This is a genomic window from Polaromonas sp. (assembly GCF_016185115.1).
Classification (GTDB): domain Bacteria; phylum Pseudomonadota; class Gammaproteobacteria; order Burkholderiales; family Burkholderiaceae_C; genus Polaromonas.
Genome location: NZ_JACPOF010000021.1, coordinates 176,263 through 203,097, shown reverse-complemented (window position 1 = coordinate 203,097; position 26,835 = coordinate 176,263). Strand labels below are relative to the sequence as shown.

The window sequence follows — 26,835 nt, the reverse complement described above, 5'->3', positions numbered from 1 at the left end:
TACAAGTGATGCCCAGAGGGTATCGGTCATCTACCTTAACGCCGGTGGTTGCGGAGAACCTTCTCAGTTCAGGCTGCGCACCACCTCCAGCGCCTGCTCAATGCGTTCGACCACGTGAATGGTCAGGCCTTCGAAAGCCTTGTCGTTCTTTTTCGGCGCGTTGGCCTTGGGCACGATGGCGATGCTGAAGCCGAGCTTGGCGGCTTCCTTCAGGCGCTCCTGGCCGCGCGGGGCGGGACGCACTTCACCGGCCAGGCCGACTTCGCCAAAGGCGATAAAGCCTTTGGGCAGCGGCCGGCCGCGCAGGCTGGAGGTGATGGCCAGCATCACGGCCAGGTCGGCCGCAGGTTCGCTGATGCGCACACCGCCCACGGCGTTGACGAACACGTCCTGGTCCATGCAGGCGACACCGGCGTGACGGTGCAACACGGCCAGCAGCATGGCCAGGCGGTCACGATCCAGCCCGACAGAAAGCCGCCGCGGGCTGGGGCCGCCGCTGTCCACCAGCGCCTGGATTTCGACCAGCATGGGGCGCGTGCCTTCAAGCGTGACCATCACGCAGCTGCCCGGTACCGGTTCTGTGTGCTGGCTGAGAAAAATTGCGCTCGGGTTGCTGACGCCCTTGAGGCCTTTTTCGGTCATGGCGAAAACGCCAATCTCGTTGACTGCGCCGAAGCGGTTCTTGATGGCGCGCACCAGGCGAAAGCTTGAATGGGTGTCGCCTTCAAAGTACAGCACGGTATCGACCATGTGCTCAAGCACACGCGGGCCGGCGAGCGCGCCTTCTTTTGTGACGTGGCCGACCAGCACGATGCAGACGCCGCTGGCCTTGGCGGCGCGTGTGAGGTGCGCTGCGCACTCTCGCACCTGGGCGACCGAGCCTGGTGCAGAAGTGAGCTGGTCTGAATACACCGTCTGTATGGAATCAATGACGGCGATCATGGGTCGCTCTGCTTCGAGGGTAGCGAGAATTTTTTCGAGCTGGATTTCAGCCAGGACTTTTACCTGCGAACCTTCAAGCCCAAGCCGCCGCGAGCGCAGGGCGATCTGTGCGCCGCTTTCTTCGCCCGTAACGTAAAGAGTGCTGTGACCCGCACGCTGCAATGAATCAAGCGCCTGCAGCAACAGCGTTGATTTGCCGATGCCGGGGTCGCCACCAATCAGCACCACACCGCCTTCAACAATGCCACCGCCCAGCACGCGGTCGAGTTCTTCGTGTCCGGTGGGTGTGCGCTCCATGTCGGTCGCGTCGATGTCAGACAGCAGGGTGAGCTCTGAGGCCTTGGCCAGCCCCTGGTGCTGGTTGCTGTAGCGGTTCTTCACGCCGGAGCTGTTCTCGGCCACTGATTCAATCAATGTGTTCCACGCATTGCAGTGCGGGCACTTGCCCAGCCACTTGGGGCTGATACCGCCACACTCGGTGCAGGTATAAATGGTCTTGTCTTTTGCCATGCGTGCAATGTTACTGCATGGCTGTATAAATAAACAGTACTCACTGTTTTTACCAGCTACTTCTCACCAGGAATAAAACAATGAAGGTCTGTATTTACGGCGCTGGCGCCATTGGCGGCTGGATTGGCCACAAACTGGCCGCTTCGGGCTGCGATGTCAGCGTGGTGGCGCGCGGCGCGACGCTTGCAGCCCTGCAGCAGCACGGCTTGCGGCTGAACGACGGTGGCAACATCACCGCGCAGCAAGTACAGGCCAGCGCACAACCGGCAGACCTTGGTGTGCAGGACCTGGTCGTGCTCGCCGTCAAGGCCCCGGCCCTGGCTGAAGTGGCGCGCCACATCGCGCCGCTGATAGGACCGGACACCATCGTGCTGACCGCGATGAACGGCGTGCCCTGGTGGTTTTTGCAGGGCTTTGGCGGCGCGCGCGCCAACCAGCGGCTGAGCACGGTTGACCCTGACGGCACGCTTGAAAAGGCGATACCCGCGGCGAACATCATCGGCTGCGTGGTGCATGCCAGTGGCTTGGTGGATGAGCCCGGCCTGATACGCCACCACAAGGGCAACACACTCATCATCGGCGAACCCTCGGGCCGGAAGACAGCGCGCGTTGAAGCACTGTCAGCGCTGCTTGCAAGGGCTGGCTTTGAGGTGCCGGTGTCGGCGCAGATCCAGAAAGACATCTGGTACAAGCTTTGGGGCAACATGACCATGAACCCCATCAGCGCGCTGACAGGTGCCACGTCGGACCTCATCATGGGTGACGAACTGGTGTGCGGCTTCACCTCGAACGTGATGCTTGAGGCAAAAGAAATCGGCGCGCGTGTCGGCATACCGATTGACCAGACACCGGAAGAGCGCCACGTCATCACACGCAAGCTGGGCGCGTTCAAGACATCCATGCTGCAGGACGTTGAGGCGGGTAAGCCGGTTGAGCTTGATGCGCTGGTTTCTGCCGTACGCGAACTGGGGCAACTGACCGGTGTGGCCACGCCGTTTACCGACGCGCTGCTGGGACTGGCGCGGCTGAATGCGCGCATGCGGGGACTTTACTGATGGCGGTGACGGCAGCGAAGCCGACACGCGCACTCAGTGGCACTGCCTTTGCAACCCTTTTGCTCATCGCACTGATGATGGGCGCCAACCATGTGGCAGCGCGATTTGCGTTCAACAACGGGGTCGATGTGGCCACAGCCGTGACGGTTCGCAGCTTTGTGACAGCCGGCATCGTGACGGTTCTTTTTATGCTTCACGGCGCCAGGGTGGCGCTGACGGGCAGGCACAAGACTTTTCTGCTTGCCATCGGCCTGCTGATAGGTGTGCAAAGCCTGTGTCTTTATTCAGGCGTGGCGCGCCTGCCCGTGGTGCTGGCGCTGCTGGCCTTCAACACCTACCCGCTGTGGACGGCCATCTGGAACCGCATTTTTTACGGCCACAAACCCGAGCGCGCCACCCTGCTGGCCATGCCTTTCATTCTGGTCGGCGTGTGCATGGCGCTGGATGTGTTCGGCGCCGCATCGGGACTTGGCGCGGCAGGCCAGTGGGCGCGCATAGGCGCGGGTGTGGCGTTTGCGATGGCCGCAGCCGCATCCTTCGGGCTTGCGCTGGTGCTGACACAACATGAAACCGCCGGCCTTGACGGCCGCCTGCGCAGTGCCAGCACGCTGGGCCTGGCGGGCATCGTCGCTCTGGGCATGGTCGCCACGCAGGGCGGCTTTCACATGCCGCAGGCCGCGGCTGGGTGGTGGGGCCTGGCGGCGCTGACGTTTTTATACGGCACGGCCTTCACCATCATGTTCACCGTGCTGCCCAAACTGGGCGTGGCCGGCAACTCGGCCATCATGAATGTCGAGCCCGTGTGTGCGATGGTGCTGGCCTGGCTGATCCTCGGCCAGTCGATTGCACCGATGCAGGTGGCCGGTGCGCTGCTGGTGGTGGGTACGGTGATGGCACTGGGGCTACGCAAGCGCTCGCCAACCCGCACCGTTGCAGATGACTAGACTCCTCTTCAAAATCATCATCACAATCTTCGATTCTCAGATCATCGGCATTGCTAAAACGCAACACATAAGCTCAAGCTCCAGACTCTTGCGGAGCTCGGCGAGCGAGCAGAAGCTCTAGGCTCAAATTTACGCCACCTTACTCTGCTTTGTTTTACGAATGGATTTTTCTGGGCTAGCTTTAGATTTTGCTGTTGCCCTCGAGGTTATCTTTCGTAAACGATGGCTTGAAATAGCGCCATCAATTTTTATCCGGGTTTTCGCGTCTTTGAAAAATCTATTGAAAGAAAAGCCGTCATCAGCGCGAACTTCCGCCTTAACCAAGTCAGAAACAATTTTGGTAGCTTCTTCAATTAGTTTAAATGCCTTTACTTGGTCGAAAGGATCGATTTCTCTGTGGACGCAAAGCGCGTGTACCGCATAGAGCACGTGGTAAGCACCATCGATTAGAAACCGTTTGTCCGGATCGAATTTCTCCTGTTTTCGGATTTTTCTTTGTAAATCTCTTTTTATTTCTTCAATTTTTTCGAGCACTTTTAATGGCGTAAGAATCGTCTTCGGAGTCAAGCCTTCGTTGAACACCTCATCGTAAAGATCAGAAAAAACTCTCGACCTATCCTTCTTCGCCACCTCCGGCTTACACAAGTGATAAGCGAGACATACCTGTCCTGCCACTAACGCGTCGATACGCGCTGCTTTCGGCGCTTCCGCATGCATTTTTGCTTTTCGCTCATAGTAATAACCGAGGTCCAAAAAGGTGGACTCAAGAGTTTTTTGGATCTCATCGTTCGACCTCAAATCTCTGGTATTGATCGGCGTCTGGCTGTTTGTGGATTCTGCAATTTTGTTGCTAATCTCTTTAGTCTTGGTCTCGTATATGCGAACGAGAACTAAAGCCGTCTTCACTTTGTCAGGATGCTCTCGATTGGCCTCAAACAGCGCATTAGATGTCTGTCCGCCATTAACAATCTGGAGGTTCTTAATCGTTACCAGTGGTGCTCGCTGACCGGCTTGATAGGCAAAAGAATCACATGTCATGGTGATGCCATTGTTCAAATACCAAAATTCAGAATTTTTATCTGATACAACGGAGCTAATTATTTTTCGGTTGATCTGATTTTTCTTCGTCAGATACACGCGCACGTTGTCATTAAAAACCGCTGCATTCACTTCTTCACGGGATTCATCCGCGATCAATCTGACTATGCTTTGTGCCTCGACCGTACAAATCAACCCTCGTATATTGCCGTCAGTTCTTTCAAAATAATTGGTATCGACCAACTGCAAATGCGCATCTACTTTTACGTGTTTGTGCTGTAGCAGCATCGCCACAATAGATTCGAGTGTGTGTTCGTAAATGCTGAAGCTTCGGTATTTCTTTAATGCGCCTTCTAGTCTCTTTTTCTGAGCTAGCAACAGACTTTGCATGTTTCCCGCCAAATGAATCTCAAAAGAAGGATTTGGTTTTTGTAATGCATCCCAGATTTGTTGGACCTTCTCCCATAACACCGCATTGCAGGTCTTTTTCAAGCCCGGAGCGTTCTCAAGAAGATCGGCACAAAAAGAAAGAAGCTTGTCTATCTCGTTCGAGGGGAAATTGTTTTTGGATTTTTCGAAGGTGGTTACATGCTTAAACTGGAAAAGATGTATTACGTTGCTTCCTTCTCTGGAGTCCACATATACGGCGTCCACACCTCGGTCATCACCGCCATCCGTAATTGAATCTTCGACCTCCTCTGGGTCTATCGCGAGTGCGTACTCCAACACCAAGCAAGGGAGAGCAGCGCTCACGTTCTCACAGTCATATTGCTCCTTATAAGTTTGAAGCTTGGTTTCTAGGGCATTCCAGTCCAAGAGAGTCGCCATTTCATCTCCAATTTAAGGTAGTTACACCAAGCTATCTGTCGTCAATACGCAAGGCTAACGATTGCACCGGTTAGTCAGTGCGAACCTCACAGAGTACCTAACCCACAACCACAGGCACCCGCGGCGCCAGCGCACACATGAGTTCATAGCCGACCGTCCCAGCGGCCAGCGCAATCTCGTCAATCGACAGCACCTCGCCATTGGCTGCCCGGCCCCACAGCGTGACGTCGCTGCCGATGCGGGCATCTGGCACGGGCGACAGGTCAACCGTGATCATGTCCATGCTGACCCTGCCCACCATGCGCGTACGCACGCCATTAACCAGCACCGGCGTGCCGGTGGTGCAGTGACGCGGGTAGCCGTCTGCATAACCGCAGGCCACCACGCCTATGCGCAGCGGGCCGTCCGCCGTGAAGCTGGAGCCATAGCCCACCGTGTCACCGGCCTGCAGCTCCTGCACGCCAATTATTTTTGAGGCCAGCGTCATGGTCGGCAATAAGCCCCACTCGGCCGCGCTGCGCTCGGGAAAGTCAGGCGAGCTGCCGTACACGGCGATGCCGGGGCGGATCCAGTCGGACTTTGGCGCCATCACATCGCCATGCCGCAGGGCGGCGGCGCTGTTGCTCAGGCTGCGCTCGCCGGGCAGGTCATGTGTAACGGCTTCGAAGGCCGCGACTTGCGCCTGGACACCCTTGGCCCCATCTGCATCAGAGAAATGCGTGATCAGCGAAATCTCTTCAACCTGCGGCAATGCGTTGAGCCTCGTCCATGCAGCGCGGTAGCGCTCGGGCGTGAAGCCGAGGCGGTTCATGCCCGAGTTCATCTTCAGGAACACGCGGTGCGGCAGCTGCGTCTTGTGGGTGGCCAGCATGTCGATCTGCTCGTTGCAATGCACCACATGCCACAGGCCCAGGCGTGAGCACAACTCAAGGTCACGCAGTTCGAAGCAGCCTTCCAGCAGAAGAATGGGGCCGCGCCAGTCAAGTGCGCGCAGGCGCTGCGCCTCAGACAGGTCGAGCAGCGCAAAGCCGTCGGCGCTGCGCAGGCCATCAAACGTGCGCTCTATACCGTGACCATAGGCGTTGGCCTTGACGATGGCCCAGACCCTCGCGTCAGGCGCCGCCGCACGCATACGCGCCAGGTTATGTGCCAGGGCGGCGGTGTGTATGGTGGCGAGTATGGGACGGGGCATTCGGGTAAATGGGGACGGCGGTGATTCGGGTGGTGCGTTGTTTATTTTGACAACACCAGGAATCAGGGTAAGCCCGAGCCCGAAGTTTACAAAACAGACATTAAGTGCTTTACACAGCTGCACTATGGATTTTGACAGCAGCCCCCATGCTATAAACCAGCTTGGTCTGGAGACACCCCCAATTTTTGCAGCAGCCCATAGTGCTGGTGCATGCCCATGAAGTGACACACGAAGTTTAATGAAGCGCGGTTTTTACACCATCATGGCAGCCCAGTTCTTCAGCTCGCTGGCTGATAACGCGCTGTTTGTGGCCGCCGTCGAGCTGCTCAAGACCAGCGGTGCGCCCAAGTGGCAGCCTGCGGCACTGGTGCCGATGTTCGCGCTGTTTTACGTTGTGCTCGCACCATTTGTGGGCGCGTTTGCCGACTCGCAGCCCAAAGGCAAGGTCATGTTCATCAGCAACGCCATCAAGGTGGCGGGCTGCCTGATGATGCTGTTCGGCACGCATCCCCTGATGGCCTATGCCATCGTCGGCCTGGGCGCTGCAGCCTACTCGCCGGCCAAGTACGGCATCCTGACCGAGTTGCTGCCCGCGTCGCAACTGGTCAAGGCCAACGGCTGGATCGAGGGGCTGACGATTTCATCCATCATTCTGGGCGTGCTGCTGGGCGGCCAGCTGGTCGGGCACCATGTGTCTTCAAGGCTGCTGTCCATAGACCTGCCGTTTCTTGAAACCGGCGTGGACACCGCCCCCGAAGCCGCGATTGCCGTGCTGATATTGCTGTATGCCGTTGCCGCGTGGTTCAACACCCGCATACCCAATACCGGCGTCGAGATGCGGCCCATGCCGCGCAACAAACTTGAACTGCTGCCTGACTTCTGGAACTGCAACTCGGCCCTGTGGCGCGACAAGCTTGGTCAGATTTCGCTGTCTACCACCACGCTGTTCTGGGGGGTGTCGGGCAACCTGCGCTACATCGTGCTGGCCTGGAGCGCGGCGGCGCTCGGTTACAGCACCACGCAGGCCTCGTCACTGGTGGGTGTGGTGGCCATAGGCACGGCGGTCGGCGCCATCGTCGCGTCCATGAAGATGCGGCTGGACCAGGCCACCAGTGTCATGCCACTGGGCATTGCGATGGGTGTGCTGGTCATTTTGATGAACTTCATCAGCAATGTCTGGGTGGCTGCGCCTTTCCTGATCCTGCTGGGCGGCCTGGGCGGCTTCCTGGTCGTGCCCATGAATGCGCTGTTGCAGCACCGCGGCCACAACCTCATGGGTGCGGGCCGCTCGATTGCCGTACAGAACTTCAACGAACAGGCCTGCATTCTTGCGCTGGGCGCAGGCTACAGCCTGTCAACCGGCATGGGCCTGTCGGCCTTCGGTGCCATCACCGGCTTCGGCGTCGTGGTGGCCAGCTTCATGGCCCTCATCCAGTACTGGCACAAGAGCAACCTCGTCAAGCACAAGGAGCAGGTCGACCATCTGCTCGCCATCGCCCGCAGCGATAACAGTCACTGACAAGCTGATGAAGCAGCAGGAAGGCGGTGGGCGATTTTCCGCCGGGCCGCCCCAAGGAAAATCAGTCCCCTCGGGGGGCAGCGCATTACACGCAGTGAAAAGCGTGGGGGCCATGAAGGCCGCGGGAGCATTGGTTTGCAATGCTTTTGTATGGGGCGTGTCATGGTGGCCCTTCCGGCAGTTGCAAGAGCACGGGCTGCACCCGCTCTGGTCTACCGCGCTGGTTTATGTTTTTGCACTGGTCGCGCTGCTCATCGCGTATCCAGCGAGCTGGCGCAGCTTTCTGACCCACCCCCAACTCTGGCTGCTGGCGATTGCTGCAGGCTTCACCAACGTCGGCTTCAACTGGGCCGTCACGGTAGGCGATGTCGTGCGGGTGGTGCTGCTGTTTTACCTGATGCCGGCGTGGTCAGTGCTGGTGGGCTGGTACCTGCTGGGTGAAAAGCCATCGAGGGGCTCATTGCTCAGGCTGGTGCTGGCAATGGCAGGCGTGCTCATTGTTTTGAAGACACCTGATTCACCCTGGCCGATTCCGCAAACTGCGGCCGACTGGCTGGCGCTGCTGGGTGGCTTCAGTTTTGCGGTGACCAACGCACTGCTGCGCAAAATGAAAGCTGTGCCCGACAGCTCACGCATGCTGGCGATGTTCGGCGGCGGCGCCATGCTCGCGACTGGCGTGGCGCTAGTCGGCATGGCGCAGCACGCGGTTCCGGCGCCTGCACTTGCCGCTGCAGGCATTCCTGTGGCGATTGGTTTGAGTGTGGCTTTTCTTGTGGGCAATGCGGCGCTTCAGTACGGGGCGGCGCGGCTGGCTGCGAGCACCACGTCGCTGGTCATGCTGACGGAGATTCTTTTTGCCAGTGGGTCGGCTGCCTTGCTGGGTGCTGCGGTTTTTACGCCGCGGATTCTGGTTGGTGGGGGATTGATTGTTGTTGCGGCTTTGCTGGCGGCTTTGGCATCAGAGAAATGACTGCGCTCGGTGAGGATTTGCGCCCTTTACTACCAGGCCGGGGGTCGCCTTTTCTTTTCGTTAGTTTTCTTTTGGCGAAGCAAAGAAAAGTGCCTCGCGCGCCGGGGCGAGTCCCGGCCTGGTTGTGAAGGGCAAGACCGCCGTCCATCTAGCCATTCCCCACCCCGCGGGTTAAAGTCGCCAAAACAACTGGAGCACTCATGAGCAGCGCAGACACGGTTTACGGCTTCGAAGCGACCAACATCAATGGCAAGAACGTTCCGCTGGACGAGTTCAAGGGCAAGGTGATGCTGATCGTGAACACCGCCAGCAAATGCGGCTTCACGCCGCAGTTCGGTGGGCTCGAAGATCTGCACAAGAGCTACGCCGGCAAGGGCCTGGCTGTGCTGGGTTTTCCGTGCAACCAGTTCGGCTCGCAGGACCCGGGCGCCGATGGGGAAATCGAGCAGTTCTGCCAGCTCAACTACGGCGTAAGTTTCCCCATGATGTCCAAAATCGACGTCAACGGCCCCGCCGCGCACCCGCTCTACAAATGGCTGAGCGCGGAAGCTCCCGGCCTGCTGGGGAGCAAGTCCATCAAGTGGAACTTCACCAAGTTCCTGGTCGGCAAGGACGGCAAGGTGATTCGCCGCTACGCGCCCACCGACAAACCGGCAGACCTGGCCAAGGACATTGAGACTGCGCTGGCGGCGTGAAATGCCGGGCCAAAGGCGTTGCAGCGGTGACAATGGTTTAATTTTTAACGTATACGTTAAAAATACAGCGAAAGTTAACTTCCATATTAACTTTTTGAGCTTGTTTGCAGTCTTGAGCTGAAAAAACCGCTCAAAACCGGGGAAAATGGCCTGTTTTAAGCATCAAATCAGGCTGTAACCCTTTAAATACGTACGTGAGCCGCTACAAAATATGTAGCAAATCATCAACAGCCGGGAAACCAAATCTCAACGCGACTTCACCCCACGCAGAAAATCCGCCAGCGTTCGGCCTTCTTCATGCACGAAGCGCTCGTCGAGGAGTGTGACGGCATGCATGCGGTCAATGCGAAAGCTGCGAAACGCCTGCCGCGACTCGCACCAGGCGCCCAGCGTCCAGACCGCGCCCCAGTAAAAGCAGCCCAGCGGCCACAGCACTCGCTCGCTGGCCTGGCCAGACAGGTCGCGGTAAGACACCTTGAGCTTGTGGCGTGACTGGACTGCCTCGCGCAGTTGCTGCAGGGTCTGTTGCAGATCAGCATCCGGCGCAATCACCGGGGCATACACCGGCAGGCTTTCGGCGGCGGCCTGCGCGGCGGCCGGCAGCACCGACAACACCTTGCCCCACGCCGCCTGTGCATCTGCCGCCAGCGCCGGGTCCAGCCAGGCCTGCGCGAGCCGTATTGATGCCACCAGCGCCCGCGCTTCGGCCTGGGTGAACATCAGCGGCGGTAAATCAAAGCCCGCGCCCAGCCTGTAACCCACACCGGCTTCGCCTTCAATCGGCACACCCTGATGCTGCAGGTCCGCGATGTCGCGGTACACGGTGCGCGCAGAGACCTCCAGCCGCTGCGCCAGAAAATCAGCCGTGCTCAGGCGGCGGCCGCGAATCAGCTGGACGAGGTGAAAGAGGCGGTCTGCGCGGCGCATGAAGCGGGTTTAAGTTTGGTGGGTAGAACTAACATTTTGCGTGTGGTCAAGGCCAAGTGACAATGGGTTCGTGGCAGCCTTCAGCACATGCCGCATCGTCAGGAGTTTCATGCGCAAGTATTTGATCCCCATATTGCTGGCAACACCCCTCTCGGTAGCTGTGCCTGCTTTCGCCCAGCCTGCAGATCAACTCCCGGGCTATAGAGGCCTTGATCGAAGCGCCAACCCTGCTCTGCGTGCGGCTGATGAGAAACTGATTTTTGACACTGTGCGCCAGTACGGAAGCCGCGAGAGAGCAAGCGCTGCGTTCGTCGAAAACGGATTTACTTTTTATGGCCGCGACGACCTCGAAAATGCGATGCGCCGTTTCAATCAGGCCTGGATTCTTGCTCCTGACAATCCTGAAGTTTATTTTGGTTTCGCCGTTGTACTTCACGACAAAGGCAAGAACTGCGATTCGGTGCAGCAGTTCGAGAAGGCACTTTCCTTTAACCGATACGTTCGGGGCATGGCACCCGATGCCGCACGCGTGATGGCGCTGTGCGCGGTTGACGACCAGAAGATGTCGCAAGAAGACAGGGAACGTCTACTGGCCCGGTCAGACAGCCTCTACGCGGAAGCGCTAGCCAGGGAGCCCGAAAAGGGCTACGTCCACGCGTCCATGGCTACGGCCTATTACTGGCGAGGCATGTACGCTCAGGCATGGTCATCAGTCAAGCTTGCTCGTGCAACTGGTGGCCGTCTGCCGGACCAGTTTTTGCGTTTTCTGCGCGAGAAGATGCCTGAACCTGTATGAGGGAATCAATGGCCGATAGATCTACCTGCATGGCCCGCGCAATCAGGCACATGTCGTGGTCATTAACTTCAAACAAACCGAACCTGAACTTGTAGCCCCACCGCTGGCGATCTTCCACGAACTCAAGGTCGTCGAGCAGCGGCAGGATGGAGGCTTCTGTCGATTTGACATAGGCCACATCGCGCCGCCAGGGTACGAAGCCATTTCCCATGACGCCTGTGTAGGGCGGGCCGGGCTGAACGATGCCGATGGAGACAAAACTCTGGAACGCATCCTTGACGCCGCGTACCACGGTGGGCGAGTAATAGGCCACGAGGTCGCCGGGCTGAATCCGTTTCAAGGGCGCGAGTTTGCCGTGGTTGACCTGCATGAAGCCCGGCCTGGAATGAAGACACAGCCTGGCATGTTCTGCACTCGCCACGGCTATCCAGTTTTTTTGCGTCATGGCATTCACTCCGGTTCAAGCCAGCGCATGCAAACCGACGCGGTTGCCGTCAAGGTCGGTGATGTGGGCAAAAAAGCCCATGCCCGGCGGCAATGCCTGGCGCGGCAGCGCGACCTTGCCGCCAGCTGCAGCGGCTCTTGCCAGTGCTGCGTCAAGTGAAGGCGACGCGTCCAGATAAATCAGCGTGCCCTGCGCGCCAGGCGTGGGCGCTGTCGGGCCGCACATGAGTGCGCCGCCGATCCCGTCTGCCGCCCGGTCATAGGCAAACACAGCCCCTTCAGATGGCCCCATGTTTTCAGGCCGAAGCTTGTGGGCCAGCACGGCCTCGTAAAAGGCGGTGGCTTTGGCGAGGTTGGTGGTGCCGATTTCAAACCAGCTGATGGCATTTTTCATGGGAAGCTCCTTTGTTGAAGAAGCCTTGATCATGATGACCTGCTACTGACAGCGTGGTGTCAGTATGGCCCCACGCCAATTATTGGGGTCAGACACCAATTTTGCTGCGGTGTCTGCACCGCACCCGCAGGGCAAGCCAAAGGCTGGGCAAATTTGGGCTCTGACCCCAAAAACTGGCTGCCCCCGAGGGGGCCGCTGCGCCTGCAGCCCGGCAGAGCCGGTTCTGCGGCCCCTGCTTGAAAAGACCAGGGATCTCACGCCATGTCAGCGCATCAGTGCTTGGTCCAGCAACTCGACCCAGTGCCGCACAGGTGTCGCGGTGCCGCTTTGCAGGTGCGTGATACAGCCTATGTTGGCAGAGGCAATCACCTCGGGCTTCATCTCGCCGAGGTTGCCCAGCTTGCGGTCGCGCAGCTGGTAGGCGATGCCAGGGTTGAGCACCGAATAGGTACCCGCAGAGCCGCAGCACAGGTGCGACTCGCAACTGGCCACCTTGATGTTGAAGCCGAGATCGCCCAGGTGTTTTTCAACGCCACCGCGCAGCTTTTGCCCGTGCTGCAGGGTGCAGGGCGGGTGAAAGGCGATCTGCCCGCCTTTGGCGGCAACGCGTGCGCGCAGCGGCTCGACCAGTTCCGGCAACAACTCGCTGAGATCGCGCGTCAGGGCGCTGATGCGTGCGGCTTTGGCTGCATACTGCGCGTCGTCCTTGAGCACGTGGCCGTAGTCCCTCACGGTGACGCCGCAGCCTGAGGCGTTCATGACGATGGTTTCAATTCCGCCCTCAATATGCGGCCACCATGCATCGATGTTTCGCCGCATCTCGGCCTTGCCGCCTTCGTGGTCGTTGAGGTGAAACTTCACTGCGCCGCAGCAACCGGCCTTGGCCGCCACCACGGTTTCAATGCCTGCCGCATCAAGCACTCGGGCCGTGGCCGAATTGATGTTGGGCATCATGGCCGGCTGCACGCAGCCTTCGAGCATCAAGACCTTGCGGGCATGCCTGGACGTTGGCCATGTGCCAGCCGCCTGTTTGGCGGGCACCTTGTTTTTGAGCGATTCAGACAGCAACCCGCGCACCGATTGCCCGAGCTTCATGGCAGGCGCAAACAACGGCGAGGGCAAGCCCTCCTTCAAGGCCCAGCGCAGGGCTTTTTCACCGGCAGGGCGGGGGACCTGTTCATCCACCAGCTTGCGGCCTATGTCGACCAGGTGGCCGTATTCAACGCCGCTGGGGCAGGTGGTCTCGCAGTTGCGGCAGGTCAGGCAACGGTCGAGATGCATCTGCGTCTTGCGCGTGGGTGTTTCGCCTTCAAGCACCTGCTTGATAAGGTAGATGCGGCCGCGCGGGCCGTCGAGCTCATCACCGAGCAACTGGTAGGTGGGGCAGGTGGCGGTGCAAAAGCCACAGTGCACGCACTTGCGCAGTATGGCTTCGGCCTCCTGGCCGTCGGCAGTGTTTTTGTATTGCGGGGCGAGATGGGTTTGCATGGGTTCAGGGCCTGGCCTCAATCAGGGCCTTGCGCCGCAATCTGCGCCGCCAGTCTGAGTAAAGCGGCGGCAGCGACAGGGCAAACAGCAGGATGGCCAGCGGCACGACCCAGATGAACCCCACGTACTTGAAGCCCAGCGCCCCCACCAGCCCACCGGTGATGAACATGCCAACCAGCGTACCGAAGAGCCGGAGCTTGATGCGGTTGACACGCACGCGCGACTCGGGCGGCCTTGACGTGCGGTTCCAGTACAGCAGCTTGCCGATTTCAATGCCGAGGTCGGTGATCACGCCTGTCATGTGGGTGGTGCGGATCTGGGACGATGAAATTTTGGTCACCAGTGCATTTTGCAGGCCCATGGTGAAGGCGAGGACCAGGACGGTCATAGGCACGGCAAACGGGGTCTGGTGGCCCATGTTGGCCCCCATGAGGCCGAAGACGAGCAGCAACGCCGCCTCGATGATCAGCGGCAGCGCGTATTCACTTCGCAGCCAGTGGTGGCGGGACCAGTTGACCAGTATGGCTGTGGTGGCTGCGCCCGCCGTGAAGGTGAGCAAAGCACCCGCCGCACCCAGCACCAGCTTCATGTTGCCGAGCACCAGGTTGTCGGCCAGCATGGAGGCAAACCCGGTCATGTGGGAGGTGTACATGCTGACCAGCAGAAACCCGCCCGCGTTGATGGCGCCAGCCACAAAGGCCAGCACGGCCCCCAGCAGGCGGTTGGTGGCAGGCGTGCGGTGCTGCCCGGTAAGGTGGCGAAGGCGGCGCATGCGTTACAGCCCGCAATACATGCGGCCGGGGTTGAAGATGCCGGCCGGGTCAAACTCATGCATGAGCCGGTGGTGAATACGATCAAGCGGCGGCTTGAGCGCATCAAGCCGTGCCAGCTTGCTGCCGCCATGGGCGGCAGAGCGGAACAGCGTGGCGTGGCCACCTGCAGCCGCTGCTGCATCGCGCAGGCTTTGTGCATGTTCTGCAGAGGCCCGTACCCAGCGCAGCGCACCATGCCATTCAATGAGGGGGGACTCAGGCAGGTTGAGCACGGGCGCGGTTTGCGGCACCGACAGTCGCCAAAGATCATGCGTATCAGAGCGTTCGACAAACCACGGCAATCGCTGGTCACGGCAGGCATCCCAGTCCGACGCCACGTTTTCTTTTCTTTCACCACCGTAGGCAGCCAGCGTTTTGCAGGCCGCTTCAACCGCTGCGATGGCGCCGCGCAGGCGCAGGTAAAGCGTGCCGGTGTCGTTCTCCTCAAGCCAGCAGCTGGCATTGAGCGGCAGCGGCTGACCGCCCCATGCGTTGAGGCGTTGCAGGGCTTCGGCCTGGCTGCATTCAAAGCGCAAGGTCGCTTCGGCAGGGGCCACCGGCAACACCTTGAGGCTGACTTCGGTGATCAGCCCCAGCGTACCCATGGCCCCGGCCATGAGGCGTGAAACGTCGTAACCGGCGACGTTTTTCATGACCTGGCCGCCAAAGGTAAGGTGTTCACCCCTGCCGTTGATGAGCTGCAGGCCCAAAACATAATCGCGCACCGCCCCCGCACTGGCACGCGCCGGACCGCTGAAGCCGCTGGCCACCATGCCGCCAACCGTTGCCTTGCCGGCAAAGTGCGGCGGCTCGAAAGGCAGACACTGGCCATGCCCGGCCAGCAAGGCTTCGAGCTCCGCCAGCGGTGTGCCGGCGCCTGCAGTGACGACCAGCTCACTGGGCTCATAGCTGGTCACACCTGCAAGCGTCGTTGTTTCAAGAACCTCGCCTGTCAACGCCTGGCCGTAAAAATCCTTGCTGCCCCCGCCTCTGATGCGCAGTGGCGTTGCGACTGCAGCGGCGCTGCGCACGCGGTCGGCAAGGGAAGCAATGGCGTTAGCGTGGAAATCCATGGGCCTTGATGTTACGCGGGGTGCAGGTCGCAGAGTTTGAATTTTTTGAACGCGGGCTGTTCGGTTTTTTTGGCGCGCCGGATGCAACTGCTCAATCGATGAAAAAATTGACCGGCATCCCCGGCACATCGACCTGCATGGAGAACACGCAGCCCGAGTCGGGGTAGGTTTGCAACTCGGCATCAGGTCGGTTCTGGCGCGCGCTGGTGAGGTAGAGCGTATGCAGGTCGGCGCCGCCAAAACAGGGCATGGTCGGACACTGCGTGGGCACAGGTATGTCTGTGAGCACCTCACCCTGCGGCGAGAGCTTGAGCACACGCGCGCCTTCAAACATGGCCACGTAATAGTTGCCCTGCACATCAACCGCCGCACCATCAGGGCGGCCATCGTAGCCGGGCATGCCGCTCTGCCAGCCTGCCGGTTTGGCCGGCCAGCGCTTGAAGATGCGCTCGCCGCCCATGGTGTTGGCATCGATGTCCCAGTCCCAGGCGCGTATGGTGTGTGAGGGCGTATCTGACCAGTAAATGGTTTTGGCATCGGGTGACCAGGCCAGTCCGTTGGCGGTTGTGGCGCCACCGGCCATGACTCGCAATCCATACATCTGGCCGGGCATTGGAGTCCGGGCATCGAGTGAATAAAGTTGCGCCTTTGCCGCGTTACGCGGCTCGTAAATCGTGCCAACCCAGAAGCGGCCCGCCGGGTCGGCTTTACCGTCATTGAAGCGGCTGCTGGCCGGGTCATGCAGGGCAGGCGCGATCAACTGCAGCTCAGCGCCCCAGTGCCTCGCGCGGTAAATGCCGTCGCGCAAGGCGATCACCAGGCCGTCGCTTCCGCCTGCAGCGTCTTTCACGGGTGCGATGCTGCCGGGCTCCGACGGCATGGCCCAGCTTTCAATGCTGCCCATGAAGACATTGAGGCGGTGAACCTGCCTGCCGGGAATATCCACCCAGTAAAGCATCTGCTCGTCAGGGTGCCAGAAGGGTGATTCGCCCAGGGCAGAGGGTTGTGTGACGACAGTTTGCCAGGTCATGGATGCCTTGTTCAGCTTTGGTCAGCTTGGTCGGGTGTGATCACAAACTGTACAGGCAAAAAAAACAGCCTGCCAGTTTGCACCGGCAGGCTGAACATCCAAAGGAGACTCTCTAGCTATTAACAGAGCGCCCTGAAAGCTTTCGAATTCAGGGCAGTCCGGTTAATTCTTAGCGGTTGTAGGCAGTTTCGCCGTGGGACGTGATGTCCAGGCCTTCGCGTTCATCTTCTTCGCTGACACGCAGACCGATGGTCAGGTCAACAACCTTGTAAGCGATGAAGGACACGACACCGGACCAGACGATGGTGATCAGCACAGCCTTGGCCTGGATCCACAGTTGCGACACCACGGAGAAATCGGCAGCAGTAACCATGGTGGCTGTCACCCAGTCAGCGGTGTAGCCAGGGCCACCCAGGCTTGGCGAATTGAACACGCCGGTCAGCAGGGCGCCGAGGATACCGCCGATACCGTGCACGCCGAACACGTCGAGCGAGTCGTCAGCACCCAGCAGTTTCTTCAGGCCGTTCACACCCCAGAGGCATGCGAAGCCGGCAACCAGGCCGATAACCAGGCCGCCACCGATGCCGACGTTGCCGGCTGCTGGCGTGATGGCCACGAGGCCTGCCACTGCACCGGATGCGGCGCCGAGCATGGAAGCCTTGCCGCGCATCAGCGCTTCACCAACAGACCATGCCAGCACAGCAGCTGCGGTTGCAACCAGGGTATTGATGAAGGCGAGAGCTGCGAAACCGTTGGCTTCGAGTGCGGAGCCGGCATTGAAACCGAACCAGCCCACCCACAGAAGGGAAGCACCGACCATGGTCAGCGTCAGGCTGTGAGGAGCCATGGCTTCCTTGCCGTAGCCAATACGCTTGCCAACCATGTAGGCACCGACCAGGCCGGCAACAGCGGCGTTGATGTGCACGACAGTACCGCCGGCGAAGTCAAGGGCGCCCATCTGCCAGATGTAACCGGCCTTGGCGTTCATTGCATCGACGACTTCCTTGCCGGTGTAGGCATCAGGACCCATCCAGAACCAGACCATATGGGCAACAGGAGCGTAGCTGAAGGTGAACCACAGGGCCATGAACAGCAGTACTGCGGAGAACTTGATACGTTCTGCGAAAGCACCGACGATCAGGCAGCAGGTGATACCGGCGAAGGTAGCCTGGAATGCAGCAAAGACGATCTCGGGAATCACGACGCCCTTGCTGAAGGTTGCCGCACTCGCAAATGTGCCGGCAGCGTTGTCCCAGATACCCTTCATGAAGAGCCTGTCAAAGCCGCCGAAGAAGGCATTGCCTTCCGTGAATGCCAGGCTGTAGCCGTAGAGCACCCAGAGGACGACAATCATGGAGAAGGTCACCATGACCTGCATCAGGACGGACAGCATGTTCTTGCTGCGGACCAGACCGCCGTAGAACAGGGCCAGGCCAGGGACGGTCATCAGGATCACGAGGAGGGTGGACACCATCATCCAGGTGGTGTCGCCCTTGTTGGGAACGGGTGCAGGAGGAGCAGAAGCGGCGGCAGCAGGCGCTGGTGCAGCAGCTGCGGAGGCTGGTGCGGCAGAAGCAGCGGGAGCAGCTGCAGAGGCGGCCGGTTTGGCTTCAGCTGCAGGAGCAGCGGAAGCGGCGGAAGCGGCGGAAGCAGCAGGTGCCTGCGCAAGCACGGCGGCGCCCGAGGCCAGCAAACTCAATCCCAGTACCAGGGAAGCAAGTAGTTTTTTCATGTCAGTGTTCTCTTTTTTGGCTTGTAGATGGGTGAGGCCTTACAGCGCTTCCTTGCCGGTTTCGCCGGTCCGGATACGCACTACTTGCTCAAGGTTGTAGACAAAAACCTTGCCATCACCAATTTTTCCGGTGCGTGCAGCGCCTTCGACGGCTTCGATCACACGATCGACGAGGTCGTCAGACACGGCAGCTTCAATCTTGACCTTGGGCAGGAAATCAACAACATATTCAGCGCCACGGTACAGCTCGGTGTGCCCTTTTTGGCGGCCAAAACCCTTGACCTCAGTGACCGTAATGCCTTGGACGCCAATACCGGAAAGTGCTTCGCGCACTTCGTCCAGCTTGAACGGTTTGATGATGGCCGTAACGAGTTTCATGTTCAGATTTCCTCCAGGATGATTTATAAAAAGGCGGCAAGCCCACCGGGCTGCCGCCTTTGTGGCTTTAGAACGCTTTGGTCAGGGTCAGGATGAAGGTGTCGCGATTGAGCGACTTGGTCACGCCACCAACGGTGTAGTTGTAGGAGTTCTTCTGGCTTGCACCCTGGACGTAACCAGCCAGCGACAGGGAGTTGCCGAAGTCATACGACACACCGAGGCTGTAGTCGGTGAAGTTGGGGATGCCCGCTGCCTTGACTGCGCTCTTGAAGGTGGTCTGGCCAACGGAAGCCTTGAAAGTCCAGTTGGGCATGAACTCCTTGGCGAAAGCGAACTGCAGGTACTGGGTGCCGCGGCCATCGCTGGTAGGAGCGGCGACGGTGCCGATGCCGGTGCCGAAGTAACCCTTGGAAAGGGTGTTGGAGTATTTGGCAGAGACTGGGCCGTAGCTGGTGCCGATGTAGGCTTCCGTCGTGTTGGCCTTGGTGGCATTGGGGTAGTAGTACTGCAACAGGCCAATGTCAAAGCCCCAGTCGCCGATGGCCCACTTGTAGCCGCCGTAGAAGTCCATTTCCAGGTTGGCGCGCTTGCCGGTGGTGTTTGCAGGATCAGGATCCAAGAAACTGACCGTGGAGTTCCAGTTGCCGAGGTAAAACCCGTTGGCAAATGCGTAGTCAATGCCGCCTTGCAGGGCAGGCTTAAAGCTGCGGGTGCGCGAAGTATCCTGGTCTTGGCCGCGGAACTTGTAGTTCGAGGTCAGGGCAATGTTGAAAGACCATGGGGATGCAGGTGCAGCCGGTGCAGCTGCGGTTTGCGCGGATGCAGCGCCTGACAGGGCCACAGCGGCCGCGAGAGCGATCTGGATGGGGATAAGTTTCATGGAATGCTCCGGAGAGAGTTGTTTAAGTTAACGAGGCTATTCAAGCGAGTACCGTCTAGCACGGACCGTGCCAAAGCAAATTCCTTGCATGAACAGGCGAAGTCTACCGACGCAAGGACTGACGCGTTATAGCTTGCGTGGGGTAAATACCACTAAAAATAAAGATGCACCAAGTTGGTCGCAAATATGCACAACATTGATGCATTTCATGGGGGGATTTTCGGATGAGCTTGTCTTTAGTGCACAGTCGTGCACTGCTGGGAATGGAGGCGCGCCCGGTTTTTGTAGAGGTTCATCTGGCAAACGGGCTGCCCAGCTTCACGCTTGTGGGGCTTGCAGAAACAGAGGTCAAGGAAGCCCGCGAGCGGGTGCGCTCTGCAATTCAGAATACCGGGCTGGAGTTTCCGTCCAACAAAAGAATCACCGTCAATCTGGCTCCTGCGGACTTGCCCAAGGACTCCGGCCGCTTTGATCTTCCGATCGCGCTGGGTATTCTTGCCGCCAGCGGGCAGCTCGACCCCCTGAAGATGCAGGGCTATGAATTTGCCGGCGAGCTGTCGCTGGGTGGCGAACTGCGTCCTGTACGCGGCGCGCTGGCCATGAGCCTGGCCATCAACCGCAATGCTGGCGGCCACACGAGCAGCATGCCGAGACTGGTACTCCCGGCGGGCAGCGCCCAGGAAGCCGCCCTGGTACCGGGCGCCGAAATTTACGGCGCACTGCATCTGCTGGACGTTGTGAGACGGTTTTTGCCGGGCGATGCCGCCACAGAAGAGCAGGAGGGCTGGAGCCGCATCCATGCCGCCGAACCATCTGTCCACATACCTTATGCCGACATGGCAGACGTGAAGGGGCAGGCAGCGGCACGGCGGGCGCTGGAGATCGCGGCAGCAGGCGGACACAGCGTGCTGATGGTCGGCGCCCCGGGCTCCGGCAAATCCATGCTGGCACAGCGCTTTGCAGGCCTGCTGCCGGCCATGACCACCGAAGAGGCGCTTGAGAGCGCTGCGGTCGGGTCACTGGGCGGGCGCTTTTCGCTCGACCAATGGGCTGTCAGGCCCACGTGCGCCCCGCATCACACAGCCAGCGCCGTGGCGCTCGTTGGCGGCGGATCCCCGCCACGCCCGGGCGAAATCTCACTGGCGCACAGGGGCGTTTTATTCCTGGATGAACTGCCGGAGTTTCCGCGCGCAGCGCTGGAAGCATTGCGCGAACCACTTGAATCAGGCCACATCACCATCTCGCGGGCTGCACAGCGGGCCGAGTTCCCTGCACGCTTCCAGCTGATTGCCGCCATGAACCCCTGCCCCTGCGGTTATCTCGGCTCTACCCTGCGCACCTGCCGATGCTCGCCAGAGCAGGTCTCGCGCTACCAGGGCAAGTTGAGCGGCCCCTTGCTGGACCGCATTGACCTGCACGTCGAAGTGGGCAGTCTGGCTGCAGATGAACTCATCAACAGCGCGCCCGGCGAGAAAACACAAGCCATACGCGAGCGTGTGGTTCAGGCCAGGCAACGCTCCATCGCGCGGCAAGGCAGCAGCAACCAGGCGCTTGAAGGCCAGGCGATTGACGAGCAGTGCCGGCTGGACGCTGCCTCTGCAAAATTCCTCAACACGGCGGCAGCCCGGCTGGGCTGGTCAGGCCGCAGCATTCACCGCTGCCTGAAAGTCGCACGAACCATTGCCGACCTCGCCGGCGCGGAAACAGTTCAGGTGACTCACGTGGCCGAAGCGGTTCAATACCGGCGTTCGCTCAAGGCCGCCACCTGACAGACCGCGGCGTCTTCAATGACGGCGCCGCGCTTTCAACCAGTGCGACAGATGCATTTTCAGGTCATGGCGGGGATGCGTGATGCGCCTCAGGGCGCTGGCGTAGTCCAGTGCCAACCCCGGCGTCCAGGCGATGGATTCCGCCCGCACCCTGACACTGCCGGCAAGCCACATGTCCGGATGCACCGCAAGCCGCAGCAAGGTTCGCCAGAAGGGCTTGTCGGCAAATACGCCTTCGACTGCGGCGTCAATCGCCTCCGTCACCGCAACCGAGCAGTTGCGACTGGTCAGGTTATAGGTGTCATCCCGCTGGTAATCGTCCCAGAAAGCCTGCAGATGCGAGAGCTGAAACACACGGAAGCGGATATTGACAGTCGCGGGCCGGGTGTCGCTGGCCTCCTGCGCATAGGAAGGCAGCCACATCCCAGGATGATCGTTACTGCTGGTAGCCCGCACCTGGTCAACCACGTTTTGCTGCGTGATGTTGAGCCGCACGCGCGGATGATGGCTGATGTAAAGATCATTGCCACACGACAGCGCCACATGACCCGTGGTCACGCTGCCCTTGCGCGACAGGGCAAAAAGATACCTGTCGATCAGCGGCATGCGTACGCGCTCATCGGCCAGACCAGTAGCGGTCCAGACGTGAACAACCATGGCATGCGGATTGTCCGCATTTGCCACAGCGGGGCGAGGAGGCGAAGGGATGTCCGCGAAATCCCTGCGGCGGCGGTAAATTTCAATGGCTGCCAGCCTTGAGCCGCGTGGCAGCCGTCGCAGGCGCCAGGCACCGCGAGCCAGCACATGGCCGCCTGCCAGCAAAGCCAGGCCCAGACAAAAGGGAACATTCATTTCCGGCCTGAGCGGCCACTCGGTGACAAGGAGCACGGCCATCAGCAGGTAGCCCCAGCCAATCAGGTTGGACAGGCGCCAGCGCGGGTACCGGACCAGCAGGCTGGAGGCAATGCGCAGGACACCATTGAAGAAAAATGCAGCGGCGAAAAGCACACCAGCAGTCAACGCGTTGTCCCACGGAAAATCCAGCACCAGGCTTGCGACGACGACCATGGCGACGCCCCGGAGCATTTCAAGCCGGCGGCGCGAACCGGTATGGCTGGCGCCTACCGCTATCTCTGCCAGTCCCTGGATGAGCAGAAACAGGCCAAGCACCCAGGTCGTGACGTTGGCCACCCCATCCACCAGGTCAACCAGCAACACGGCGGCTGCGGCCATGGTCAGCAGACCGGCAAAAAAGAAAATCTTCCAGCGCTTGATCAGCGCATCAGCGCCAAAGAGAATGAGGACAAGCCGGAACATATTGCTTTTTTTCGTCGACAGGTGAAGCCAGTTGCGTCACGGACACAATCCCGGACCGCATTGGCGCTTTCAGGTGGGCAATGATAGCGTCCGCCCTTCAGGAGAATCCGAGGTGACGGCCATGAAAAAAGGCACCGCATTTTCATGCGGTGCCTTTTGGCGAGCGTGCCATTCCGGCTATCAGCCGCCCTGCTGCACTGGGGCGGGCTGCACGACGTTCGGCGTCACCGGCGCCGGAGCGCGATATACGGCGCCATCATTGCTGCGGATGGTCGAGCCTTCGACCGTCACACGGCTGCCCACTGCAGGTGGCTGGGCGACCTCAATGGTGCGGTGGGAGCCGTCTTCCATGCGGACATTGACCTGATAGACAGTTTCCTTGCGCATCTGGCCTTCGATGGCGTTGCCAGCAAAGCCGCCGCCCACCGCGCCTATGATGGTGCCCAGCGTGCGGCCATTGCCCTGGCCTATCTGGTTGCCCAGCACGGCGCCAAGCACACCGCCGGCAACCGTACCAACACCCACTCCCGGCGGTTTGGTGGAGCGCGTCACCGGTGTGACGGATTCAATCGACCCGCAATAACCGCACACAGGTGCTGGCGCAACCGCGACCGGCACAGGCACCGAGGAAGGCGAGGGCGAGACACCTGCTGTCGCAGGCTGGGGTTTCGGAACCGGTTTTGGCTTGACCACCTTTTGTGCAGGCACTGGCACAGGCGCGGGTTTGGCAGCTGCAGCAGGTTTCTCGATCATGTCATCGGCGGCGGTTGCGGAAGCCGCCATGGACGGCGCACCCAGCGCTGCCTGTGATGGCGCCGCCAGGGCGACCTTCTCCGCAGGCGGCGACTGTTTCGACTGCTGGTAAATCATGAAGCCGCCCATGGCGAGCACGGCGACGCCCAGAATTCCGACTGCGGCCCACAGCGGCTTGTTCGCCGCAGAAGCGGGTTGCTGGCCTGGTTGCAGGTTATCCGTGTTGTATGTGTTCATGGCAATGACCTCCGGTATGACTTTTCTGGGCGCTCTGTTGGCGGGCTGTCAGGGCAACCGCCAGCCCATAATTTGCGGTTGTACCATGCTGGCCACTCTTTTGGCGAGTTGCGCAATCTCTCAACGCTTTACAGGCCAAAAGGTACACAAGGCCAATAAACGCCACGTGTCTTTTTGTAAATACCGGCCGTTTACGGTAAACCCGCCGTAAAGCTCGCCCAAGCCGACCCTATCCAGTTCCCATTAGAAGCGAGAACAAGGCGCGAAGTCGCAGACAGTGCTGTAGCACGGCAAGACGAAGCAACGCAGTGATTGTTTTTAATCGGAATTGGAATTAAAGATTGGGTGCCAGCAGGCGTTGCAAATCTTCTGCGCGCGCGCCGCGCCGCGCGGCAAGATCCTGCAACTGGTCGTCCCCGATCTTGCCAACATTGAAGTAGGTGCTGTCAGGATGGCTCAGGTAAAAGCCGCTGACACTGGCTGCGGGCGTCATGGCCAGGCTCTCTGTCAGGGCCATGCCGATGTCATCAGCCTTCAACAGTTCAAACATGTCCCGCTTGACGCTGTGGTCGGGGCAGGCCGGATAGCCCGGTGCAGGGCGTATGCCGCGGTATTTTTCGGCGATCATCGCCTCAACATCGAGCGTTTCGCCCTGCGCATAGCCCCACAGGTCTGTACGCACCCGCTGGTGCATGGCTTCGGCGAAGGCTTCGGCCAGCCGGTCAGCCAGGGCTTTCAGCATGATGGACGAGTAATCGTCATGGTCATCCTGGAAATACTTCTCTTTTTTCTCCGCCCCCAAACCGGCCGTGACAGCAAACAAACCGATGTAGTCGGCAACGCCTGACGCCTTGGGCGCGACAAAATCTGAAAGGCAGCGGCTGGGCCGCATCACGCCTTCAACCGCCGTTTTTTCCGCCTGCTGGCGCAGGCCAAACCAGGTCATGGCCACTTCAGTGCGCGAGTCATCCGTGTAGATTTCAACGTCGTCGCCCACGCTGTTGGCCGGGTACAGGCCGATGACACCATTGGCCGTCAGCCAGCGTCCTTCGACCAGGCGGCGCAACATGCGCTGCGCGTCTGCATACACACGCACGGCTTCTGTACCGACGACCTCGTCTTTGAGGATGGCAGGGAAAGGCCCGGCCAAATCCCAGGTCTGGAAAAATGGCCCCCAGTCGATGTATTTCGCGAGCTCAGCCAGATCGAAGTTCTTGAAGACGCGGCGGCCGGTGAACTTGGGCACGGGTGGCGTATAACCGGCCCAGTCGATCTTCGTCGCATTGGCACGTGCCTTTGCCAGCGGCCAAATAGGCACCTGCTTCTTGTTGGCGTGCTGGCTGCGCACCTTGTCGTAATCGGTATTGAGTTCATCGATGTACTTTGCCGCCTGGTCAGACAGCAGGCTTTGCGCCACACTCACGCTGCGGGAGGCGTCCGGTACATAGACGACCGGGCCTTCGTAGTGCGGCGAGATCTTCACGGCCGTGTGTACGCGGCTCGTGGTCGCTCCACCGATAAGCAGCGGGATCTTGCGGATGCGGAAATGGTCATCCTTCTGCATCTCGGATGCCACGTATTGCATTTCTTCAAGACTGGGTGTGATCAGGCCCGACAGCCCGACGATGTCGGCACCCTCAACCTTGGCGCGCGCCAGGATCTCATGGCAGGGCACCATCACGCCCATGTTGACGACCTCGAAGTTGTTGCACTGCAAGACCACCGTGACGATGTTCTTGCCGATGTCATGCACATCGCCCTTGACCGTGGCAATGATGATCTTGCCCTTGGTCTTGACGTCACCGCCTGCGGCTTCGAGCAGCAGTTTTTCAGCCTCGATGTAGGGCAGCAGGTGCGCCACGGCCTGCTTCATCACGCGGGCACTCTTGACCACCTGCGGCAGGAACATCTTGCCCTGGCCAAACAGGTCGCCAACGATGTTCATGCCGTCCATCAGCGGGCCTTCGATCACATGCAATGGCCGCCCACCGTCTGCCAGGATGGCCTGGTACATCTCTTCTGTGTCTTCAGTGATGAACTCGTTCATGCCGTGTACCAGGGCATGTGATAGGCGCTCGCGCACCGGCAGCGCGCGCCACTCGTTTTTCTTGCTGTCGTCTTTCGCGCCGCTCTTCGCAGTTTCAGCAACTTCAATCAGGCGCTCGCTCGGTGTGAGTTCCTGCTCGCCCTCTTTATATACAGGCTGGCGGTTGAGCACCACGTCTTCAACGCGTTCACGCAGCGTGGGCTCGAGGTCGTCATACACACCGACCATGCCGGCATTGACGATGCCCATGTCCATGCCCGCCTTGATGGCGTGATAGAGGAAAACGGTGTGAATGGCTTCGCGCACAGGGTCATTGCCGCGGAAGCTGAACGACACGTTAGACACGCCGCCCGACACCTTGGCGCCCGGCAGGTTCTCCTTGATCCAGCGCGTGGCATTGATGAAGTCCACCGCGTAGTTGTTGTGCTCTTCGATGCCGGTGGCAATGGCAAAGATGTTGGGGTCGAAGATGATGTCTTCAGGCGGGAAGTCGAGTTCATCAACCAGCACGCGGTAGGCACGTTCGCAGATCTCGACCTTGCGTTCATACGTGTCGGCCTGGCCTTTTTCATCAAAGGCCATGACGACGGCAGCCGCGCCATAACGCTTGAGCAGTTTTGCCTGATGCTTGAAAGAGTCCAGCCCCTCCTTCATCGAGATGGAATTGACGATGCCCTTGCCCTGTATGCAACGCAGGCCGGCCTCGATCACGCTCCACTTGGAGCTGTCGATCATGATGGGCACGCGCGAGATGTCGGGTTCGCTGGCGATCAGGTTCAAAAACCTCACCATGGCCGCCTGGCTGTCCAGCATGGCCTCGTCCATGTTGATGTCGATGATCTGGGCGCCGTTCTCGACCTGCTGCCGCGCCACGGCAAGTGCAGCTTCAAAGTCGCCGTTCAGGATCATGCGCGCGAAGGCCTTGGAACCCGTGACATTGGTCCGCTCGCCGATGTTGACGAACAAGGTGCCATCGCCAATCTGCACCGGCTCAAGGCCGGACAGTTTCATGGACGGAACGATTCTGGAATTTTCAGTTTGGGACACGACTCACCTTGGGGCTTA

At 59.8% G+C, this 26,835-nt stretch carries 23 protein-coding genes; 7 read left to right on the top strand and 16 right to left on the bottom strand.

Going from position 1 to position 26,835, the window contains the following annotated elements; genetic code table 11:
• Window positions 1-63: 63 nt before the first annotated feature.
• Window positions 64-1,452 carry a DNA repair protein RadA gene (gene radA / locus HYX42_RS16340; RefSeq protein WP_293404930.1) on the bottom strand — a complete coding sequence of 463 codons (1,389 nt, stop codon included), beginning with the start codon at window positions 1,450-1,452 and terminating at the stop codon, window positions 64-66.
• Between the two features lie 80 nt (window positions 1,453-1,532).
• Here radA and HYX42_RS16335 point away from each other — a divergent pair, with 80 nt between their 5' ends.
• Window positions 1,533-2,507 carry a 2-dehydropantoate 2-reductase gene (locus HYX42_RS16335; protein WP_293404927.1) on the top strand — a complete coding sequence of 325 codons (975 nt, stop codon included), beginning with the start codon at window positions 1,533-1,535 and terminating at the stop codon, window positions 2,505-2,507.
• The gene (locus HYX42_RS16330) at window positions 2,507-3,451 is read left to right on the top strand and encodes a DMT family transporter (RefSeq protein WP_293404925.1); all 945 of its coding nucleotides are present in this window, start codon (window positions 2,507-2,509) and stop codon (window positions 3,449-3,451) included. The genes HYX42_RS16335 and HYX42_RS16330 overlap by 1 nt, the downstream gene beginning before the upstream one ends.
• A 129-nt stretch (window positions 3,452-3,580) precedes the next feature.
• Here HYX42_RS16330 and HYX42_RS16325 read toward each other — a convergent pair whose 3' ends face one another.
• Together HYX42_RS16325 and alr are read right to left on the bottom strand one after the other, a co-directional pair.
• Entirely contained in the window at window positions 3,581-5,317 is a 1,737-nt protein-coding gene (locus HYX42_RS16325; RefSeq protein WP_293404923.1) for an AIPR family protein, read from the bottom strand.
• Between the two features lie 97 nt (window positions 5,318-5,414).
• Window positions 5,415-6,509: an alanine racemase gene (gene alr, locus HYX42_RS16320; RefSeq protein ID WP_293404920.1), complete on the bottom strand. Its 1,095-nt coding sequence runs from the start codon at window positions 6,507-6,509 to the stop codon at window positions 5,415-5,417.
• Window positions 6,510-6,747: 238 nt separating this feature from the next.
• Between alr and lplT the strand changes: the two genes are divergently transcribed.
• From lplT to HYX42_RS16305, 3 genes are all read left to right on the top strand, one after another.
• The gene (gene lplT / locus HYX42_RS16315) at window positions 6,748-8,028 is read left to right on the top strand and encodes a lysophospholipid transporter LplT (protein WP_293404918.1); all 1,281 of its coding nucleotides are present in this window, start codon (window positions 6,748-6,750) and stop codon (window positions 8,026-8,028) included.
• Window positions 8,029-8,140: 112 nt separating this feature from the next.
• Window positions 8,141-8,998, top strand: coding sequence for a DMT family transporter (locus tag HYX42_RS16310; RefSeq protein ID WP_293404916.1), 858 nt, complete (start codon window positions 8,141-8,143; stop codon window positions 8,996-8,998).
• A 200-nt stretch (window positions 8,999-9,198) separates the two neighbouring features.
• Window positions 9,199-9,693 (top strand): glutathione peroxidase, encoded by a 495-nt coding sequence (locus HYX42_RS16305; RefSeq protein ID WP_293404914.1) that lies wholly within the window; start codon window positions 9,199-9,201, stop codon window positions 9,691-9,693.
• Window positions 9,694-9,939: 246 nt separating this feature from the next.
• Here HYX42_RS16305 and HYX42_RS16300 read toward each other — a convergent pair whose 3' ends face one another.
• Window positions 9,940-10,620 (bottom strand): YafY family protein, encoded by a 681-nt coding sequence (locus tag HYX42_RS16300; RefSeq protein ID WP_293404912.1) that lies wholly within the window; start codon window positions 10,618-10,620, stop codon window positions 9,940-9,942.
• Between the two features lie 109 nt (window positions 10,621-10,729).
• On the opposite strand from HYX42_RS16300, the gene HYX42_RS16295 reads away from it, so the two are divergent.
• A complete protein-coding gene (locus tag HYX42_RS16295) occupies window positions 10,730-11,416 on the top strand; it encodes a hypothetical protein (protein ID WP_293404910.1) in 687 nt (228 codons plus the stop codon).
• Here the strand turns inward: HYX42_RS16295 and HYX42_RS16290 are convergent.
• The 9 genes from HYX42_RS16290 to HYX42_RS16250 all read right to left on the bottom strand — a co-directional run bounded on the left by HYX42_RS16290 (window position 11,334) and on the right by HYX42_RS16250 (window position 19,647).
• Entirely contained in the window at window positions 11,334-11,861 is a 528-nt protein-coding gene (locus HYX42_RS16290; protein ID WP_293404908.1) for an EVE domain-containing protein, read from the bottom strand. The genes HYX42_RS16295 and HYX42_RS16290 overlap by 83 nt on opposite strands.
• A 15-nt stretch (window positions 11,862-11,876) precedes the next feature.
• Window positions 11,877-12,254 (bottom strand): VOC family protein, encoded by a 378-nt coding sequence (locus tag HYX42_RS16285; protein WP_293404905.1) that lies wholly within the window; start codon window positions 12,252-12,254, stop codon window positions 11,877-11,879.
• Between the two features lie 264 nt (window positions 12,255-12,518).
• On the bottom strand, window positions 12,519-13,742 hold the full coding sequence (glcF, locus tag HYX42_RS16280) for a glycolate oxidase subunit GlcF (RefSeq protein ID WP_293404903.1): 1,224 nt from the start codon (window positions 13,740-13,742) through the stop codon (window positions 12,519-12,521).
• Between the two features lie 4 nt (window positions 13,743-13,746).
• Window positions 13,747-14,514 carry a YoaK family protein gene (locus HYX42_RS16275; protein ID WP_293404900.1) on the bottom strand — a complete coding sequence of 256 codons (768 nt, stop codon included), beginning with the start codon at window positions 14,512-14,514 and terminating at the stop codon, window positions 13,747-13,749.
• Window positions 14,515-14,517: 3 nt separating this feature from the next.
• Window positions 14,518-15,627, bottom strand: a complete 1,110-nt coding sequence (gene glcE / locus HYX42_RS16270; protein WP_293404898.1) for a glycolate oxidase subunit GlcE — start codon at window positions 15,625-15,627, stop codon at window positions 14,518-14,520.
• A gap of 91 nt (window positions 15,628-15,718) precedes the next feature.
• The gene (locus HYX42_RS16265; protein WP_293404896.1) at window positions 15,719-16,657 is read right to left on the bottom strand and encodes an SMP-30/gluconolactonase/LRE family protein; all 939 of its coding nucleotides are present in this window, start codon (window positions 16,655-16,657) and stop codon (window positions 15,719-15,721) included.
• 169 nt (window positions 16,658-16,826) lie between these two features.
• Window positions 16,827-18,389 (bottom strand): ammonium transporter, encoded by a 1,563-nt coding sequence (gene amt, locus HYX42_RS16260; RefSeq protein WP_293404894.1) that lies wholly within the window; start codon window positions 18,387-18,389, stop codon window positions 16,827-16,829.
• Between the two features lie 39 nt (window positions 18,390-18,428).
• On the bottom strand, window positions 18,429-18,767 hold the full coding sequence (glnK, locus tag HYX42_RS16255) for a P-II family nitrogen regulator (protein WP_007873831.1): 339 nt from the start codon (window positions 18,765-18,767) through the stop codon (window positions 18,429-18,431).
• A gap of 67 nt (window positions 18,768-18,834) precedes the next feature.
• A complete protein-coding gene (locus tag HYX42_RS16250) occupies window positions 18,835-19,647 on the bottom strand; it encodes a TorF family putative porin (protein ID WP_293404887.1) in 813 nt (270 codons plus the stop codon).
• Window positions 19,648-19,871: 224 nt separating this feature from the next.
• On the opposite strand from HYX42_RS16250, the gene HYX42_RS16245 reads away from it, so the two are divergent.
• Window positions 19,872-21,416 carry a YifB family Mg chelatase-like AAA ATPase gene (locus HYX42_RS16245; RefSeq protein ID WP_293404885.1) on the top strand — a complete coding sequence of 515 codons (1,545 nt, stop codon included), beginning with the start codon at window positions 19,872-19,874 and terminating at the stop codon, window positions 21,414-21,416.
• Window positions 21,417-21,431: 15 nt separating this feature from the next.
• On the opposite strand, the gene HYX42_RS16240 is transcribed toward HYX42_RS16245, so the two are convergent.
• The 3 genes from HYX42_RS16240 to metH all read right to left on the bottom strand — a co-directional run bounded on the left by HYX42_RS16240 (window position 21,432) and on the right by metH (window position 26,817).
• The gene (locus HYX42_RS16240) at window positions 21,432-22,733 is read right to left on the bottom strand and encodes a hypothetical protein (RefSeq protein WP_293404883.1); all 1,302 of its coding nucleotides are present in this window, start codon (window positions 22,731-22,733) and stop codon (window positions 21,432-21,434) included.
• Between the two features lie 180 nt (window positions 22,734-22,913).
• A complete protein-coding gene (locus HYX42_RS16235) occupies window positions 22,914-23,723 on the bottom strand; it encodes a glycine zipper 2TM domain-containing protein (RefSeq protein ID WP_293404881.1) in 810 nt (269 codons plus the stop codon).
• A 334-nt stretch (window positions 23,724-24,057) separates the two neighbouring features.
• Window positions 24,058-26,817: a methionine synthase gene (gene metH, locus HYX42_RS16230; protein ID WP_293404879.1), complete on the bottom strand. Its 2,760-nt coding sequence runs from the start codon at window positions 26,815-26,817 to the stop codon at window positions 24,058-24,060.
• Window positions 26,818-26,835: the final 18 nt, after the last annotated feature.